Here is a 14,836-nt window from a genome sequence, read left to right on the forward strand (position 1 = left end):
TAACAGAGATATTGCCCGAGGAGTCCCCTAACCCGACTGCTGACAGCTTTTTGATGTTTTCCCGTATCTTAGTGTCTACCTTCAACTTGTTTGAATCCAGATGAAAAATAAGAGCATTGATGAGTTAATTGATATTCTGGAAACCTTTAGTGATGAGTTTATCCGCAGACTAGCGGCAGAAAGATTAGGTCAAATCGGCAAAGGTAACGAAACGGCAATTTCAGCGTTAGTCCATCTTCTAAAAACTACTAATGATGAGCTCACACGCATACAAGCGGCATACAGCTTAGGTCAAATCGATCCGGGTAACAAAACGGCAATTTCGGCCTTAGTCAATCTTCTGGAAACTACTAACTATGAGTTTCCCCGCAGACAAGCGGCAGAAAGTTTGGTTCAAATTGGCAAAGGTAACGAAACGGCAATTTCAGCGTTAGTCAATCTTCTGAAAACTACTAACTATGAGTCTACCCGCATCCAAGCGACATACAGCTTAGTTCAAATCGGTAAAGGTAACGAAACGGCAATTTCGGCGTTAGTCAATCTTCTAGAAACTACTATCCATGAGAATACCCGTAGACACGCGGCAGAAAGCTTAGTTCAAATCGGCCAAGGTAACAAAACGGCAATTTCGGCGTTAGTCAATCTTCTAGAAACTACTATCCCTGAGAATACCCGCAGATACGCAGCATATAGCTTAGGTAAAATCGGCCAAGGTAACGAAACCGCAATTTCGGCGTTAGCCAATCTTCTGGAAACTACTATCTATGACTTTACCCGCATACAAGCGGCAGAAAGCTTAGCTCAAATAGACCCAGGTAACAAAAGGGTAATTTCGGTGTTAGTCAATCTTCTGGAAACTACTAAATATGAGTTTCCTCGCAGACAAGCGGCAGAAAGCTTAGTTCAAATTGGCAAAGGTAACGAAACGGCAATTTCGGCGTTAGTCAATCTTCTGGAAACTACTCACAATGAGGATATCCGCAGACAAGCGGCAGAAAGCTTAGTTCAAATTGGCAAAGGTAACGAAACGGCAATTTCTACGTTCGTCAAAGATAAAGAAACGGTAATTTCGGCGTTAGTCAATCTTCTGGAAACCTCTACTGATGAGACTACCCGCAGACAAGCGGTAGAAAGCTTAGTTCAAATTGGCAAAGGTAACGAAACGGCAATTTCGGCGTTCGTCAATCTTCTGGAAACTACTACCGAGGAGAATACCCGTAGACAAGCGGCAGAAAGCTTAGTTCAAATTGGCAAAGGTAACGAAACGGCAATTTCGGCTTTAGTCAAGCTTCTGGAAACTACTACTGATGAGGATACCCACAGACGAGCAGCAGAAAGCTTAGGTCAAATTGGCAAAGGTAACGAAACGGCAATTTCGGCATTAGTCAATCTTCTAGAAACTACTACCGAGGAGAATACCCGTAGACACGCGGCAGAAAGCTTAGTTCAAATTGGCAAAGGTAACGAAACGGCAATTTCGGCATTAGTCAATCTTCTAGAAGCTACTATCCATGAGAATACCCGTAGACACGCGGCAGAAAGCTTAGTTCAAATTGGCAAAGGTAACGAAACGGCAATTTCGGCATTAGTCAATCTTCTAGAAACCTCTACTGATGAGAATACCCGTAGACACGCGGCAGAAAGCTTAGGTCAAATCGATCCGGGTAACAAAACGGCAATTTCGGCGTTAGTCAATCTTCTAGAAACTACTACCGATGAGCGGACCAGCATACTAGCGGCACACAGCTTAGGTCAAATCGACCCATGTAACGAAACGGTAATTTCGGCGTTAGCCAATCTTCTGAAAACTACTAATGATGAGTTCACACGCATACAAGCGGCATACAGCTTAGGTCAAATCGATCCGGGTAACAAAACGGCAATTTCGGCGTTAGTCAATCTTCTGGAAACTACTAACTATTATGATGATTTTCCCCGCAGACAAGCGGCAGAAAGTTTGGTTCAAATTGGCAAAGGTAACGAAACGGCAATTTCAGCGTTAGTCAATCTTCTAGAAACTACTATCCATGAGAATACCCGTAGACACGCGGCCTACAGCTTAGTTCAAATCGGCAAAGGTAACGAAACCGCTATTTCGGCCTTAGTCAATCTTCTAGTAACAACTACCGATAAGAATATCGGCAGACACGCAACATACAGCTTAGGTGAAATTGTAGGTATCTCGTCTCATCTTTTGTTCAGGCCAGATCAGATTGCATCGTCTGTTATCGATAAAAGACAGTGGCTACACTTTATCTGGCCAATATGCGCCATAATCTTTGGCTTCCTTGGCTCGCTTATGGGGACATACTATATTTTTCCTATATGGCAAAACTATTTCGTTCTGTTATTAATCAATACAAGTGGGTGGCTTCTTGTTTATATACATTTTTTGTGTCTAGTTTTTTTAATTTCCAAGTCTTGGTCAATAAGAAAAACTTATGTTTATCTAGAAAAGACATTTTTCCCGTGGCTTAATCAACAAAAAATTAAGAGGAAAATTATTATTTATTATACTCAGATACTCACCCATAGCCAAGATGAATTTGTACAATTGCAAGCAATAAAAAATTTGAAATTAGTTGCCAATGGCAGCAAACCTGCAATTGTAGCATTGATTAAGACTTTGAGAGCCAACAAAAATGAATTTATCCAGTGGCAGGCCATCAAAAGTTTAGGAAATATTGGAAACAATAACAGAAAGGCACTCACGGCCATTATCAAATTTATCGAGACTACATCTAATGAATTTATCCGATGGCAGTCTTTAGAAGAGTTGGAGAATTTTAAGGTTCTTTATTTTTCAAACGTCATCCAAATTCGCCAAAAATTAAAAAGTAATAGAGTTCCATCGATTCAATCGGCAATTTTGAATCTTCAAAAGAAACTTGATCCCCTAGAAAGGCTAATTTTAAAACCTTTTAATCAAAGATTAGTCAAAGGATTACGTTCAGAATATTCTGTGAAAACTATATTTGGCGATAGTATTTTCAATTATATTGATAAAATGCAGCAAGGGCAAGACATTAAAAGTCGTCGAATTTTGATAAACTCCTGCTTGGAAATTCATCAAAGTTTAGTAAAATTTGCTTTACAGAACAAAGACTTTAATCGAGCATTTTTCTACACAGAAATCTTCAGAAACCGCTATTTGGTAGAACGCATCGCCCAACAAGATACCCCCTTCCCTGCTACTATCTCCAAGCAACTCGCCCAAAACATCAACATCGCCAAACAAAGAGAACGCCAAACCTTACAAGCCTATACGGACGGCATGAATAAGCATCTCTCAGAATTGGAATTAGCAGCCCTCAGTCTGGTCTGGGAAAATGCTAAAGAAATCTTAGAAAACCTTTACCACCAAGTTGCGGAAATTGAACCGGAATTTATCGCAAAAACCAAAGTTTACCCCATTTCTTTCCAGGAAGTTCAAGATTTCCTGCCCTCAGACACAGCAATTATTGAGTTTTTCTTCACGGAAAACGAACTCATCACTCTGCTGATTCTCCCCGGACACGAATCCCCCTTAATTCCTGAACAACTGCGAGTCAATCTCAAACCCCAGAATCCTTTAGAACGGTTGGCGCGAGCCTGGGAGGAAGATTTAAAGGACAAAAGCAAATCTAAAAACGACGCAATCCAGACGACTCTGGAAGAGTTACCCAGGCGCATTGACCATCTGGGAGAATTGCTCAATTTCAGTGAGTTAGAGAAATACCTCCCGCGCCAGATTCAGCAGTTAATCATCGTTCCCAATAACAGTTTACATCTGTTTCCCATTCACGCGGTCCCCTTGAATCCAACTCAGCGCCTGATTGACCGTTTTTCAGTTCGCTATTTCCCCAACCTGCAAATCTGGAAAATTTGTCAAAACCGCCAAAGGTCTCGCGATTCGTTTCTGGGTATTGAAAACCCCACGCAGGACAAGGATTTAATCTTTGCTAAAGCGGAAATTGCTAGTATTTGCCAGCGTCCCAACTTTAGGGGAAAGTACAAGGTTTTACCCCGCCCCAATGCCCAAGTCAAAAAATCTGAAATTCTGGAGGAGGCAAAAAATTACCATTGTTTCCACTTTTCCGGTCATGCAGAGTACAATTTTAAGAATCCCCTAGACTCCTATCTGATGCTATCGAAAGACCGCAAAGACCACCAGGAGGACCTCACCCTGAGTAACCTGTTTGCCGACTTGCACCTCCCCGACGCTGACTTAGTGACCCTTTCCGCCTGCTGTACCGGGGTGGTGGATGCCTTTCAACCCACGGATGAGTGTTTGGGGATTGCTACCGGGTTCCTCCTGGCGGGTGCGAAAGCGGTTGTCAGCAGTCTGTGGAAAGTCAATTCCATCGCCACTGCCTTTCTCCTGGATGAATTCTACCGTCAGCTAGAACAGACCCCAGATAAAGCCGTGGCGCTGCAAAATGCTCAAAACTGGTTGCGAACTCGCACGGCAGATGAGTTGATACAGCGGTCAAATGAGTGGGATTTGAGTAAACTAGAACGGGAAAACAAACTAGAACGGGAAGACAGAATTGCTTTGGATGCCAGTCTCCGAGAATTACCGGATACTCCGTTTGAGAATCCTTATTTTTGGAGTCCATTTATTCTAACGGGATGTTAAACCATGAATCATGAAAATAATCAGGAAATCAACCTTCGACAATTTTTAAGTTTACGGGCATTTAAAGAACTGCTCAAAAATCCTCCTAACGATTTCTCTAACCGGATTGGAGAGGAAGGTTTTTTGGAGATTGCCAATTTTTTAAGCAATATTCCTCCAGAAGACAAGTTAAATCCGATGGCAATGTTTCAGCATATAAGTTCCTATGTTTATCAAGAAGGTCATGAAGTTTTCAAAGAGTTTTATTTGCAAACTTATAAAACCATAAATTCCGAACATATTCAATATGTAGTCAAAAAAACTGGCGACCCTGACGATGAAGCGGATGGCCCCTCTATCACGAAACAAATGTTAGAGAACGAAGGTAGAGATGCTTGCCAAGACCTGCAAAAGTGGGAAACTGAGATGAAGCAAAAAACAAAGAGAGCAACTGAAGATGACAACAAGCCAGCTTCCTAAAATTACCTGTCCCACCCTCCACTTTTATCATTATGTGCTGCGAAATGGCCTGAATGATTCTGATGAGCAATTAAAAGCTCGTCGTGATTTTTTTACTAAAAATTTGTATGAAATCACCTCTCGTCTAATTAGCAAAAATAAGAAAAATGCGGGGGAGTTCGTCCGCTTAATTCCCCCGGAAGAAGATGGGCACCCGGAGGGAAGTTTGCTGGATTTGACGTTGGAGGAAATTCCCGAGGAATGTAAAAAAGAAAATGATAAGCTATATTTACCAACCGGGAATTATACCAGTCGCCTTGGAGTCTGGCGCTTGAATGATACCTATTTACTGCGCTTTACCAGGTATATTCCATCCGAAAAAGGTCCTCAAGACATAGAAACTTTTGACTATCTCGATCTCCGCGACCATCTTTGTAATATGCCGATTGAACTGGGACAGACGGCAATTCTAGCGGGAATTCTACCACTAAATAAGGATCAAGACAAACTAAGTAGTGACATTGCTGCTCAATGCTTAAGCCAATACTGCGGACAAGACGCAGAAATCATCTCGCCTCATTTAATTAAGAATAATTTTCTGGGGAGTCCTTTCTATCTTTATCCCCTTCCGGTGGCAGCCAAGACCTTGAATGATTTTCCGGTTCAATCCACCCATCTCATGGGAGTGATTCTCTACCCAGATGTTGAAGCCGAAAAAAAAGCGAATAAGTTTTATAATATTCTGCAATATATGCTCCTCAGCTATCATAAAATCAATTTTTTCTACTCCCAAAGTCGTGCTTTGAAACAGCTAATCAGTCATCAATATCAAGACATTGAACAGCTAACTAAAAAATACGCAGAAACCAAATGGGATAAAGAATCTCTCAAACAGCTACCCCACGAGTCCTTAGAATACTATAAAAAACTCTCTTTCCTCTCCGACCAAAAGAAAACTATCCGGGTAAATTTACATAATTATCGAGGATATCTTGAACAAATCGAAAAAGAGACGGGAGAGAAATTATCGGGATTTATGGCTGAGTTTGTCAAGGATGCGGAGCATTATTTAGAGCAGATTCAAACCACTATCGGATTTATGAGTCCGGGTTTGCAATTGTATGATAAACTGATGTTGAGTGTGCAAACTCAAGTGAGTATTGATGATGAAAGAATCCAAAAACAACAGAGTGACCAGCAACAAAAGTTAGGTCAGTTGCTCACCGGGTCTTGTGCAGCGATCGCCGTCGGACAAATCCTGACTCCAGCTATCACCCTCAGCCTTTCCCAGTATATCGACAAAGATCCATCCCAGGACCCCTCCGTGACTAGCTTATGGGTGGGAGCGTTTGTGACAATTTTTTTAAGCATCTCATCCGGTTGGGTGGTGAGTCGATTCGTTTACCGATGGTTTACCCAGCCAAAATCAGATGAAACTACCCAACGGCGATGGAAGAAACGACTGAAGTCGTTACTACGAACAATTATCTTACAGCGGGATGGAAGAAACGACTGAAGTCGTTACTAAGAACAATGAAAAAGCCCCACCGTTTAAGGGGTGGGGCTTTTTTTATGCTAATTGTAAGTTACAAAGAAACGACCACTCCAGGGCTTTCATTCGCCATGCGGTCTACGCTACAAACGGCATAGCTTCCGGGTTGCAATCCGGTGATGGAATTGGTTCCGGAATTCAGCACTTTGACCAGTTGCCATTGATTGCCGTTGCGACGATAAACCGTCCAGTAGCGAACGTCATTATTACCCGAATTCCAGGCGATCGCATTATCACTGGCACGCACACCTGTTGGGACTGCCGGTGGAACTGCATCTAACCAAGGCATCGTCGGAGGCAGTGCTTGGGTTGGATAAACTGCTGCTCTGAAACGCTCGTTAATTCCTAACCAATTTTCCTTAAACACTTTCATGCTAAAGAAAATATTGCCCAAGGACAGTTTATCCACTTCTTGGCGAGAAATTTCTACCTGTCTTTCAAACTCAGAAATCGGCCAACCACTGCCATCGAGTTTGCTCAGATAGTTTCCGGCATAAATATGACGACGCAGGGGATTATTTTCACTCCACCAGTTTAATAACACCGGATAGCTTTGTTGGGGGGGGTCAATCCGCCAATAGAGTTGAGGAGCCAGATAATCGAGCCACCCTTCATCTAGCCATTTTTTAACGTCGGCATAGAGTCCATCAAATTGGTCAAACCCAACAATTCCCTGAACTTTTCCAGGACGATAAATACCAAAGGGGCTAATCCCAAATTTAACGTAGGGTTTTTCGGTTTTAATCCCATTCCAAATCCGTTCGATCGCATCATTGACGTTTTTTCTACGCCAATCGGCTAGAGAAAGCGTTCCGCCACTGCTTTGATAGGCGGCATAAGTGGCGTTATCGGGGAAGCGCACCCCTTCTTGTGGATAGGGGTAGAAATAGTCATCAATATGAATGCCATCGACATCATAGCGACGGACTACATCCATAATCACGTTATAAGCCCGGTCTTGGACTTCTTTAGCCCCGGGGTCCATCCACAGTAAATCCCCATATTGGTAGGCATATTGGGGAAACATGGAAGCCATGTGGTTGGAACTCAGGCCATATTTTTCTCCGGGCATTTTAGCGCGGTAAGGGTTAAACCAGGCATGAAGCTCGATATTGCGCTTGTGACTTTCAGCGATCGCAAACTCCAAGGGGTCATAAAAAGGTTGGGGCGCTTGTCCCTGAGTTCCCGTCAGCCATCCACTCCAAGGTTCAATTTGCGACGCATAAAAGGCGTCTCCATTGGGGCGAATTTGGAGGACCAGAGCATTCAAATTTAAAGATTGCATCTGGTCCAGGATTTGCACCAGTTCCGCTTTTTGTTGGTCTACGGACAGATTACTGGCGGAGGGCCAGTCAATGTTCGCTACCGATGCCACCCAGACCCCTCGAAACTCATGCTGATGGCCGACGCTGACGAGTTTTTGAACGCGATCATCCCCTTGCAGTGGAAATTGCAGTTGGGTCATTTCAGGGGAGTTCCGCTCAACTCCAGGGTTGTTGATGGGTGCAGGGACTGCAGTGGGGGGTGCAACCGCAGGGGGCATCACCGGGCGGGGATACTGTGCGGTCCCCGGTGGAATGTTGAGCAATAACAAGAGTAAACAACCCCAGACTGCAAACTGGATTTTGAGTGGATTTCCCGTGAAAAAAGTCCGCACGATGCGCCGATATAGGGACCACAGGTCTGTTGATAGATTGCCTGTCGCACCGCTTCGGCGCATTGGTTGTCTGGGCTGGAAAATTCGGAATACTAAGCGCATCAATTTCATCTTTATCTATCCCGCTGGATACCCCGCGTTGCATCAACAATCTTAATAACGTTAGCGTAGATTGGGAATTCTATCATCCCGGGATCTACTCTAAATTCTGAGAGATTCGAGACGCTGACCGAACCCACTGGGCAGCAGTTCCAGGTGTTGCTTACCGTTCCCCTGTCGGGATTGCGATCGCCAGAAAAAATCCAGTGATTCTCCCTGGCGATCGCGATTCTCTAGGTTCGGTGGCATTCTCGTCTGGATTAGCAATACGCCAGAACAGTCAGTCTATCCCGATCTTTTCCTAGAATTGACTCCCTTGAGAATTTAAAGCGTTTCCCGCTGTTTGGCCTCTGGGGGATGATAACGGGCTCTCATTCGGGGGCGGCTTCTCGGTTTCCGGTGATGCAGATCACAACCGACATCTGATCCGATCCCCTGTTGCCCTGGGCTTTAAATCACCGCCCACTTTGACGATTATCACGAGCTACCCACCCTTGCGATCGCTGTAAAAGCTTGAGTTTCAGGCGATATTAAAAGGGTAGAGTTCAACCACACCTCGCCATGCAAGTACCTACCCTTTACTCCACCTCCCTGATTGCTGAAGTCTTCGGTCAAGCCTGGAATGCCGGTTCCCTAACGGTCAATCAACGGGAAGGTTTGATGGCTGCCCTTGTAGAACATACCCTCAATTCTGAAGACTATGCGGCGATCGACCGTCTGCAGCACGCCGTGCGCCGGGGATGGATTAAAGTCACCGAGTAATCAACCGAACCCTCAACCTTTGCTCCCCTGATACTTTCTAAAAACAACTCAAAATTTAAACTCTGACCGTCTTATCTCTCGATTCAAACATTAAATTCACTCATCAATTCAACTTTAAATTCCTTCTTAAATTAACAATTTAGTGAGATATTTGGGTTCAAACTACACGATTTTCGTGTAGTTTTTTTTTAGAGTTCAGGGTTCAAGCGACAAAGGACCAATGATCCATGACCCATGACCCTAGCTCAATCGGGCCGTGCATTCCAGGATTAAGCGTTGATTAATCAGGGCAAAAGGCTGAATAGCGAGGGCTTGTTGGAATGCCTGAATTGCTTCTCGGTACTTTCCTAGGGTGGCATAACATAATCCCAGTCCATGTAGCGCTCCAAAATGAACCGGATTGAGTTCGATCGCCACGCGGCAATCCTCTATAGCTTTGTAATAATCGCCCATACTGTAATACAAAACCGCCCGTCGATTCCAAGCTTCGGCAAAATCCGGCTGATCTTCAATCAGTTCCGTTAGCACCCCCTCTGCCTCTTTCAAACTGCCGCGATCGAGCAGCACTTGAGCTCGCTGGAGAAAGTCCAACCCATAGACGCCTTTTTGGTGGAACCAGATTCGCCAAAGCTCTTGAGTGGCGCGCTCGCGGACTCTCTCCGTTGGGTTTTTCAGGTCTTCCAGTAACGGTTCTATTGAGGATCTATCCATAAAAGCTGCGCTCAAAGCACTGAAGGTGGACTAGCAGAGGCTCATTTCTATTATGCCGCCTCGGGTTACCGTCTAGGAGGCCAGAAATCGATGGGGGCGATCGCCAGGATGCTTCCCCTACACTGTCACCTCACGCCAGTTGCCGCGCCAAAACACCGTCGCCAGGATCAGCGCCCGGATCATCCAATCACAGGTAGAACCGATCCACACCCCAACTAATCCCCAATTCAACACAAATGCAAAGAGATAAGTCGCCACCAACCGCACCCCAAGCCAACCGATCGCTGAGACATAAAAAGCGGTTTTCGTATTTCCAGCACCTCGGAGTGCTTGTTCGATCGCCATACTCATCGCCATAAACGGTTGCGCCACTGCCGCTATATATAAACAAGGCACAGCAGCCGCAATAATCTCCCTATCTTTGGAAAAAATTCCCAACAATACCTCGGGAATTCCCAAAAATAACAGGCTACCCAGACTCAAACAGCACACGGCTAATCCGGTGGCAATAATGCTGCTGGTGGTGGCTTGATCCCCTCGATTTGCCCCTAATTGTTGGGCAACGATCGCCGCTGTGGCAATGCCAAATCCTTCGGCAATGTAGTAGCAGATTTCCTCAATTCCCAAGGTAATCTCATAAGCTGCCATTGCCTCGGTTCCCAAGGTGGCGATCGCTGCACTAAACCCCAAATACCCTAAACTCCGAAACAGGCGTTCGTTGAAAGTAGGGACTGAGACGCGGAATAATCGCCGCAAGGCTTTAAGTTCCCCCCCGCGATCGCGTAAGGTTAAGCGCTGAGTTCCCCGATACAAAATTATCCCTAAAATCAGGGTGTTAATTGCCATTGCCGTCACACTGGCGATCGCTGCACCGGCTATTCCCAACTGAGGTGCCCCCCAATTGCCGAAAATCAGGCAGTAGTTGAGGAAAATATTGACCCCATTGGCAACCAGTCCCACAAGAAAGGGAATTTTAGTATTGCCTGATGCTTGCAATGCGGCAGCAGCAACAATGGAGAGCAATTGCAGCGGCATTCCCAGGAAGATAATCTGGAGGTAATCTTGGGCAGATTGTTGCACTTGTGGGGTTCCGAAGGGAAGATGCGCCAGGAGGGGATTTAAACCGAGGGTGCTACCGAGGGCGATCGCCAGTCCGGTCCCTAATGCCAGCAGCAGACTGGCGCGCAGGGTGGCGTTACTGAGGGATTTGTCTTGGGCACCTACGGCGCGTCCGACGAGGGCGATCGTGCCGACGGAAAAGGCGGAAAGGGTGCTATAGAGACACCAATGCAGGGGACCACTAATTCGCATGGAGGCTAAGGCGGTGCTGCTGTAGTGACCCAACATGGCGCGATCGGCGAGGAAAACTAAGGCTTGTAGCAGCAGTTGAGCGATCGCTGGGGTGGCTAATTGGAGAACGGCACGTCCAATGGCGATCGATTCTGTTAGGGTCTGAGCATTGGTTAGACTCGGTTTGAAGAATTTCATGGATGGGATGAGGAGGAACAACAAGTAAAAGATGTTGTTATGAGGTAGGAATGTTGGGGTGGGGGATAACAACAGCAAGTCGTTACTACGAACTTAAGAGAACGACTGAAGTCGTTACTACGAACAATTAAGAACGACTGAAGTCGTTACTACGAACTTAAGAGAACGACTGAAGTCGTTACTACTAACTTAAGAGAACGATAACGACTACAGACGACCTCACCGGACTAGAGTGCTGGGAACGGTGGAAAATCCGTGAAAAATTACCCGGCTTCTGAGGGGAAACCGGGTTAAATTGGAGTGAATTGTGCAAGGGGCGATCGGGTTTTAACGAGGAAGCCATCCGGCACTTAAAATGACCGTTAGGCCCATAAAAATAATCGTCAATGCCCAAGTAATGCGATTGAGAGTGGTTTCTGCACTTTTAGCACTGGTAAACAGTTGAGCTTGTCCTCCAATCCCACCAATTCCATCTCCTTTCGGGCTATGGAGTAGGACTAAAATAATTAAACTGATGGCGGAAAATAGCCAAATGAGTTGGACGAGGGTTGAGATATTCATGGGACAGCGATACCTGGGTAAATCGTTGAAATTGAAGGCTTGTTTATTTACTCTGATTTGTTCTAGGTCATTTGTCAATTTAATTAAAAAATGACTTTGAACAAACCGCAGTGGATAACCCGGCGCTTCCTAGACCGGAATTCGCAGGGGTTCACGAGAGGACTGAAGGTTGAAGACGGGAGACTCAATGGCAGAACGTCCGGTCATTTCCTCCGGTTGAGGCAGTTGTAAAATTTCTAGGAGCGTGGGAGCGATATCGGCTAAACAGGCATCAGTCCGCAGTTTGACTTCAGTCCCATGTCCGGGAATTTTCCGACCTTCTCCTTCTACGAGGATTAAGGGAACTGGATTGGTGGTATGAGCAGTCCAGGGGTTACCTTGTTCATCGATCATATATTCGGCATTGCCGTGATCGGCGATGATTAAGGTGGTGCCTCCGGCTCGACCGATCGCATCCAGCAAGCGCCCCAAACAGCGGTCTACGGTTTGGATCGCGGTAATGGTGGCGTCAATATTGCCCGTATGACCGACCATATCCGGATTAGCGTAGTTAACCACCACCAGGGAGTAAATCCGTTTTTTGACAGCGGCAACCACCACATCGGTGACCGCTTCGGCAGACATTTCCGGCGCTTTGTCATAGGTTGCCACCATCGGGGACTGCACTAATTCCCGGTCCTCCCCCTCGAAGGGTTCCTCTAACCCCCCGTTAAAGAAATAGGTGACATGAGCATACTTTTCGGTTTCTGCCGCTCTCAACTGCCGCAACCCGTGATTGGAGACGACTTCTCCGAAAATATTGCTGAGGTTTTGGGGTTCAAAGGCCACCAAAACGGGGAGTTCTGAATCGTACTGAGTAAAGGTGGCAAAGGAGAGCGGTTCAATTTTCTCCCGCTCAAATCCTCGAAAATTGGGGTCTACAAAGGCGCTGGTGAGTTGTCTGGAGCGATCGGGCCGGAAGTTAAAAAAGATCACCCCATCTCCCGATTCTACGGCTCCCGGTGCAATCCGAACCGGCAGGACAAATTCATCGCTTAGGTCCTGGAGGTAAGATTCTTGTAAATGTTCGATGACCGAACGACCGTCACCGGGTCCATCGGTGGTCATGACTTTATAGGCCATTTCTACCCGATTCCAGCGGTTATCGCGATCCATTGCATAATACCGACCGCTGAGAGTAACGATGCGACCCACGCCAATTTCCTGGGCGGCTGCTTCTATTTTTCTCAGGGCTTCTGCTCCGTCTCTGGGAGAGGTATCCCGGCCATCGGTGATAGCGTGAATACAAACATTCGTCAGACCTTGGGCTTTGGCGAGGCTGAGTAGTCCAATTAAATGATTTTGGTGGGAGTGGACCCCTCCCTCGGAGCAAAGCCCCATGAGATGGAGTTTTCCACCTCTTGCTTTAATTTCTTGGCAAACTTTAACCAGTGCCGGGTTACTTAAGATGGAGCCATCTTCTACTGCATCGGTGATCCGCAGGAGTTCTTGTTTGACAATTCGACCGGCACCGATATTCATGTGACCGACTTCAGAATTGCCCATTTGACCTTCCGGCAGCCCCACTGCTTTCCCGGATGTGCGAATGGTTGTATTCGGATAGGCAGATTGAAGGCTGTCCATCACGGGTGTTTTGGCAGCAGCAATAGCATTTCCTGTGGTTAATTCGCTGACTCCCCAACCATCTAAAATGACTAGCACCACTGGAGAAACAGGCTCTTGTGCCATATTCATTGACCCTTTGATTCGTTATTTCTGTTTAATCATTTGACTGCTCTCCTTCCCACTGCTATGCAATGGAGATGGAGATTCTCCGGATTTCTGAGCCGGAGTTCCTGCTTCATAGCCTGTGGACTCGATTCCGTTACCGGCATCCTTGTCGCTTCGACTCTACAGGTATTTTCTATTCCCCTGTAACCCAGGGTACTAAAAATTCTGCCATCGCAGATCACCCTTTGATTGGAACTCTGGCAATGTCTGGTGGATTTGGGCGAGCCACGTTCAGTTAATGGTTCTATTGTAACGCTTAATCTGTCAGGCAACGTTTGACCGGGTGTTCAGGGCATTGTCTTGGCCATCTGCTCCCCATTTTCGTTCCCCGGTCATCGGGAGTCCAGTGAGGACTGTTCTTAACAATCTGTTACAATCGAGGACAACTTTCTCAAACGCTTACGGGTGGGAAGGATGAAGCCAGAAGAATTGAGGGGATTGTTCTGGCTGGCGATCGCACCCAAGGTGGATCCTTATGACCGGGGTTGAGTTGATGAATGCCCCAAAAAATTCTAATCCTAGATGGGATCGCCACTCCTCAATTCAAGATACGATTCAAGATACGATAGACGTTAATTTTGATAGCACGATTGGTTTGTATGATCTCCCTAAAACAATATTGGTCCCGCCTCCTGGCCCTAGTTTTGGTGATGACGATCGCCTTGGTGGGCTGTTCAGGTAATGGACTGCTCACCGGCGATTATCGCCAAGATACCCTGTCCTTGGTTAATAGTATGAGAACGGCGATCGAACTGCCGGAAGATTCCCCAGAGAAATCCTCGGCCCAAGCCGATGCTCGTCTAAGAATCAACGAATTTTTTGCCCGCTATCGTCGGGACGAGTCCGTGGCGAAGCTGGCCTCATTTACCACCATGCAAACCGCATTGAATGGGTTAGCTGGACATTATAATTCCTATCCCAACCGTCCGGTCCCCAAAAAGTTGAAAGACCGTCTTGAACAGGAGTTTAAACAGGTAGAATCAGCTCTAAGTCGAGGAACTTAACCCAGTAATTTCCCATCCGGGTAAAGATTGCTCAGTTTAGAGTGAGATCCTCTTGTGCGGGTCTTTTTTGGGCGATCGCAACATTGCCCTCGCCCAAAACAATGAGTCAATCTATTAGTCCCCCCTGTTGAGGGGTAAATGTATGATATGGAAGGCTTGGCGCTTAGAGGTCGTTG

General features: G+C 46.1%; 11 protein-coding genes. 5 read left to right on the forward strand and 6 right to left on the reverse strand.

Annotation, left to right across the window (positions count from 1 at the left end):
* Nucleotides 1–100: 100 nt before the first annotated feature.
* The 3 genes from NG795_RS16905 to NG795_RS16915 are packed head-to-tail and all read left to right on the forward strand — an operon-like array spanning nt 101 to nt 6,572.
* A complete protein-coding gene (locus NG795_RS16905; protein ID WP_367289819.1) occupies nt 101–4,618 on the forward strand; it encodes a HEAT repeat domain-containing protein in 4,518 nt (1,505 codons plus the stop codon).
* A gap of 3 nt (nt 4,619–4,621) precedes the next feature.
* Nucleotides 4,622–5,077 carry a hypothetical protein gene (locus NG795_RS16910; RefSeq protein WP_367289820.1) on the forward strand — a complete coding sequence of 152 codons (456 nt, stop codon included), beginning with the start codon at nt 4,622–4,624 and terminating at the stop codon, nt 5,075–5,077.
* Nucleotides 5,055–6,572, forward strand: coding sequence for a hypothetical protein (locus NG795_RS16915; protein WP_367289821.1), 1,518 nt, complete (start codon nt 5,055–5,057; stop codon nt 6,570–6,572). Before NG795_RS16910 ends, NG795_RS16915 begins: the two co-directional genes overlap by 23 nt.
* A 70-nt stretch (nt 6,573–6,642) precedes the next feature.
* On the opposite strand, the gene NG795_RS16920 is transcribed toward NG795_RS16915, so the two are convergent.
* Entirely contained in the window at nt 6,643–8,376 is a 1,734-nt protein-coding gene (locus NG795_RS16920) for a glycoside hydrolase family 10-like protein (protein WP_367289822.1), read from the reverse strand.
* 90 nt (nt 8,377–8,466) lie between these two features.
* Nucleotides 8,467–8,613 (reverse strand): hypothetical protein, encoded by a 147-nt coding sequence (locus NG795_RS16925; RefSeq protein WP_367289823.1) that lies wholly within the window; start codon nt 8,611–8,613, stop codon nt 8,467–8,469.
* Between the two features lie 312 nt (nt 8,614–8,925).
* Between NG795_RS16925 and NG795_RS16930 the strand changes: the two genes are divergently transcribed.
* Nucleotides 8,926–9,126, forward strand: a complete 201-nt coding sequence (locus NG795_RS16930; protein WP_367289824.1) for a hypothetical protein — start codon at nt 8,926–8,928, stop codon at nt 9,124–9,126.
* A 240-nt stretch (nt 9,127–9,366) separates the two neighbouring features.
* Here the strand turns inward: NG795_RS16930 and NG795_RS16935 are convergent, their stop codons facing one another.
* The 4 genes from NG795_RS16935 to gpmI form a co-directional block, all read right to left on the reverse strand.
* Nucleotides 9,367–9,837, reverse strand: a complete 471-nt coding sequence (locus NG795_RS16935; protein ID WP_367289825.1) for a tetratricopeptide repeat protein — start codon at nt 9,835–9,837, stop codon at nt 9,367–9,369.
* Nucleotides 9,838–9,954: 117 nt separating this feature from the next.
* A complete protein-coding gene (locus NG795_RS16940; RefSeq protein WP_367289826.1) occupies nt 9,955–11,325 on the reverse strand; it encodes an MATE family efflux transporter in 1,371 nt (456 codons plus the stop codon).
* A gap of 327 nt (nt 11,326–11,652) precedes the next feature.
* Nucleotides 11,653–11,886, reverse strand: coding sequence for a preprotein translocase subunit SecG (gene secG / locus NG795_RS16945; RefSeq protein ID WP_367289827.1), 234 nt, complete (start codon nt 11,884–11,886; stop codon nt 11,653–11,655).
* Nucleotides 11,887–12,015: 129 nt separating this feature from the next.
* Nucleotides 12,016–13,614: a 2,3-bisphosphoglycerate-independent phosphoglycerate mutase gene (gene gpmI, locus NG795_RS16950; RefSeq protein ID WP_367289828.1), complete on the reverse strand. Its 1,599-nt coding sequence runs from the start codon at nt 13,612–13,614 to the stop codon at nt 12,016–12,018.
* 641 nt (nt 13,615–14,255) lie between these two features.
* Here gpmI and psb27 point away from each other — a divergent pair.
* Nucleotides 14,256–14,660, forward strand: coding sequence for a photosystem II protein Psb27 (gene psb27 / locus NG795_RS16955; RefSeq protein ID WP_367289829.1), 405 nt, complete (start codon nt 14,256–14,258; stop codon nt 14,658–14,660).
* Nucleotides 14,661–14,836 lie beyond the last annotated feature (176 nt).

This window comes from Laspinema palackyanum D2c (genome assembly GCF_025370875.1).
Taxonomy (GTDB): domain Bacteria; phylum Cyanobacteriota; class Cyanobacteriia; order Cyanobacteriales; family Laspinemataceae; genus Laspinema; species Laspinema palackyanum.

Excerpts from the sequence above, each read along its gene's own strand:
- NG795_RS16940 (WP_367289826.1), bottom strand. The coding sequence starts at position 11,325 with ATGAAATTCTTCAAACCGAGTCTAACCAATGCTCAGACCCTAACAGAA.
- NG795_RS16920 (WP_367289822.1), bottom strand. The coding sequence starts at position 8,376 with ATGAAATTGATGCGCTTAGTATTCCGAATTTTCCAGCCCAGACAACCA.
- NG795_RS16925 (WP_367289823.1), bottom strand. The coding sequence starts at position 8,613 with ATGCCACCGAACCTAGAGAATCGCGATCGCCAGGGAGAATCACTGGAT.
- NG795_RS16915 (WP_367289821.1), top strand. The coding sequence starts at position 5,055 with ATGACAACAAGCCAGCTTCCTAAAATTACCTGTCCCACCCTCCACTTT.
- gpmI (WP_367289828.1), bottom strand. The coding sequence starts at position 13,614 with ATGGCACAAGAGCCTGTTTCTCCAGTGGTGCTAGTCATTTTAGATGGT.
- NG795_RS16910 (WP_367289820.1), top strand. The coding sequence starts at position 4,622 with ATGAATCATGAAAATAATCAGGAAATCAACCTTCGACAATTTTTAAGT.
- NG795_RS16905 (WP_367289819.1), top strand. The coding sequence starts at position 101 with ATGAAAAATAAGAGCATTGATGAGTTAATTGATATTCTGGAAACCTTT.
- NG795_RS16930 (WP_367289824.1), top strand. The coding sequence starts at position 8,926 with ATGCAAGTACCTACCCTTTACTCCACCTCCCTGATTGCTGAAGTCTTC.
- NG795_RS16935 (WP_367289825.1), bottom strand. The coding sequence starts at position 9,837 with ATGGATAGATCCTCAATAGAACCGTTACTGGAAGACCTGAAAAACCCA.
- secG (WP_367289827.1), bottom strand. The coding sequence starts at position 11,886 with ATGAATATCTCAACCCTCGTCCAACTCATTTGGCTATTTTCCGCCATC.
- psb27 (WP_367289829.1), top strand. The coding sequence starts at position 14,256 with ATGATCTCCCTAAAACAATATTGGTCCCGCCTCCTGGCCCTAGTTTTG.